This is a genomic window from Lacinutrix sp. MEBiC02404 (assembly GCF_053601575.1).
Map to the genome: position 1 here is coordinate 1 of NZ_JBSHNV010000038.1, position 2,668 is coordinate 2,668.

The 2,668-nt window shown below is 32.0% G+C and carries 4 protein-coding genes; all 4 read left to right on the top strand.

What is annotated here, in order from left to right; genetic code table 11:
- Positions 1 to 165: 165 nt before the first annotated feature.
- The 4 genes from ACVCXO_RS00195 to ACVCXO_RS00210 all read left to right on the top strand — a co-directional run bounded on the left by ACVCXO_RS00195 (position 166) and on the right by ACVCXO_RS00210 (position 2,411).
- Positions 166 to 615: a hypothetical protein gene (locus ACVCXO_RS00195; RefSeq protein ID WP_452227587.1), complete on the top strand. Its 450-nt coding sequence runs from the start codon at positions 166 to 168 to the stop codon at positions 613 to 615.
- A gap of 212 nt (positions 616 to 827) precedes the next feature.
- Entirely contained in the window at positions 828 to 992 is a 165-nt protein-coding gene (locus ACVCXO_RS00200) for a hypothetical protein (protein WP_452227588.1), read from the top strand.
- A gap of 161 nt (positions 993 to 1,153) precedes the next feature.
- Entirely contained in the window at positions 1,154 to 1,735 is a 582-nt protein-coding gene (locus tag ACVCXO_RS00205) for a hypothetical protein (RefSeq protein WP_452227589.1), read from the top strand.
- A gap of 163 nt (positions 1,736 to 1,898) precedes the next feature.
- Positions 1,899 to 2,411, top strand: a complete 513-nt coding sequence (locus tag ACVCXO_RS00210; protein ID WP_452227590.1) for a hypothetical protein — start codon at positions 1,899 to 1,901, stop codon at positions 2,409 to 2,411.
- Positions 2,412 to 2,668 lie beyond the last annotated feature (257 nt).

Consider the following 2,668-nt stretch of genomic DNA (forward strand, 5'->3'; position numbering starts at 1 on the left):
AAAAACGTTGGGTAACACCGTGTATAAAAAATTGCTAGTTTCTTGCTTGCTCGGAAAATCCTTCGGATTATCCTCTGGCTCGTTTTCTTTTGCTATTTTAGTTGTCTAAACACGCAACTTTCCATACACAAACACGTTGTAAACAATTTAAGAAACCGAGAAACTATGAGTTATGATTTAATGGTATTTAATCCTAAAACTGCACCAAAATCTGAATCTGAATTTTTGGAATGGTATGAACAGCAAGCGGAATGGGAAGAAGACCATTCTTATGATGACCCAAAAGTGACTTCAGAAGAATTAAGGAATTGGTTTATGGAAATGATAACTGAATTTCCTGCAATGAACGGTCCACATTCGCCAACTGATATTGATGACAGAATTGATGATGATGAAATAACGGATTATAGCGTTGGAAAAGATGTTATTTATTCAGCATTTAGATGGTCGATTGCGGAAAAAGCATATCCGAAAATGTTGGAAATGGCTAAAAAGCATAAAGTTGGATTTTTTGACGCAAGTGGAGATGGAGATATTATGTTCCCAAATGAAAACGGAATTTTAGAATCTATTAATAAAAAAACGGAATCAAAACCTTGGTGGAAATTCTGGTAGAAAAAAAAAAGAAACTGAACATCATATCAAAATATAAGGGACTGATTTTTAAACTAATTATTGCTATATTAATAATTGGAATTCACACTTACTCAAGCGGAATATTGATCAATCCAAAGTTCGATTCTGATAAGTGGAAATCAGCAGAACTGAAAACATCTGAACGATATGAAATGATGAAACATTTGTACAGAACTCACGAATTCGTAGGAATGAAAAAAACTGATGTCATTAAATTGTTTGGAGATCCTGATTATGCAAAAGGAAGAGCGTTCCAGTATTACTTAAAAACGTCTGAAAAAGGAACAGATACAACGAGTTTTTCTTTAGGCTTTGATGACTCCAATAAAGTAATGCTAACCTTAATAACATATTAAAAAAACTGTTTACAACACCGTATATAATTTATTGCTAGTTCTTTCCTGCTTACGAAAACCCTCGCGGATTTTCTATTCGGTTTATATTTGCTAAATTAGGTGCTGAAACACGCAACAAACCATATACAAACACGTTGTGCAACATTTGAAAAAAACCGAGAATGACCAAATTCCTTTTACTATTTCACAATCTTGGGTCGAAAATATTTACTCAAGCGGAATTTAAATCAAACAAATCAGCTACAGAATTTATCCAACTAACAAAACTTGATGGTTACGAAATGTATCAATACATTCAAAGCGAAACTACATACGTTATGACCGAAGAGAAATTAAAAAACGAAAACATACTTTTCGAAAAATTAAATCGTGAGAAAAAAACTTGGTTTGGGCTTTCTAAAAAAACTGTGACCGATTTATTAATTATGCCAAATCAAGAATTCTATTATCCATACGGATTTGGTAGTTACTTGTACTTATTTACAAAACGAAAAAGAACAAAAACTGATATTGAAGATTGGCTGAATAAAGAATTTCCAAGTAGGTTCGGACATATTGACGAAAGATTTAGTGGATTTGAGAATTTAATGGATGATGAAGACTATTTAATCGCAACTAACCACGATTTACAACATCAATTTGGTATCATTGGAAAGAAAGATAAAATAGACCTAATAATTGCTGAATTTAAAAAAGCAAATCTGAGTGAACTTGTATTGAAAAATTTTGAAAATCAACGCTGATAAAAACGTTGCACAACACCGTATATAATTTATTGCTAGTTCTTGCCTGCTTACGAAAACCCTCGCGGATTTTCTATTCGGTTTTTATTTGCTAAATTACGTACTTAAACACGCAACAAACCATATACAAACACGTTAGCAAAAATTAAAAAAACCAACCAATATGAACAAAATAATACTTACTTCAATTAGCATAATTTTCGCTTTCAATTCAATTTTTGGACAAACTAACAAAGAAAAATACGCAGAAGATGTAAAATCAGTAGATGCGATAATAAATGCATATTATGATGTTGTTTCGGGCTCGAGTAGTGAACCTTGGGAATTTGAAAGAGATAAATATATTCATTCAAAAAATGCTTTTATTACAAGACTTGATGTAAATGGAAAAGCGGAAACTCATTCTTTGGAGGCGGAATATATACCAATCGGATTATCACCGAAAGAAGATTTTTACGAAAAGGAACTTAAAAGAACAGTGAGTAAATATGGAAGTATTGCCCAAGTTTGGAGTGCATTCGAAATACGAACTGACCCAAATACGGAATCTAATATTAGAGGACTGAATAGCGTTCAACTTCATTACGAAAAAGGAAGATGGTTTATTGACAGTTGGACTTGCGAAATGGAATCTGAAAAAAATTCTGTAGTGTCTGAATTTCTAAATAAGGAATAAAAAACTTTTGCTAACACCGTATATAATTTATTGCTGGTTCTAGCCTGCTTACGAAAACCCTCGCGGATTTTCTATTCCGTTTTTATTTGCTAAATTAGGTGCTGAAACACGCAACAAATCATATACAAACACGTTGGCATTCATTGTTACAAACGTCGTAACTTAATCAATCGTTTCTTTTTAAAACAGTCTCAATATAATTATGAGTGGTTAGATATTCTTCTTTAAGATTTCTAAGATATTTAATTATTTTGGTG

Excerpts from the sequence above, each read along its gene's own strand:
- ACVCXO_RS00195 (WP_452227587.1), top strand. The coding sequence starts at position 166 with ATGAGTTATGATTTAATGGTATTTAATCCTAAAACTGCACCAAAATCT.
- ACVCXO_RS00205 (WP_452227589.1), top strand. The coding sequence starts at position 1,154 with ATGACCAAATTCCTTTTACTATTTCACAATCTTGGGTCGAAAATATTT.
- ACVCXO_RS00200 (WP_452227588.1), top strand. The coding sequence starts at position 828 with ATGAAAAAAACTGATGTCATTAAATTGTTTGGAGATCCTGATTATGCA.
- ACVCXO_RS00210 (WP_452227590.1), top strand. The coding sequence starts at position 1,899 with ATGAACAAAATAATACTTACTTCAATTAGCATAATTTTCGCTTTCAAT.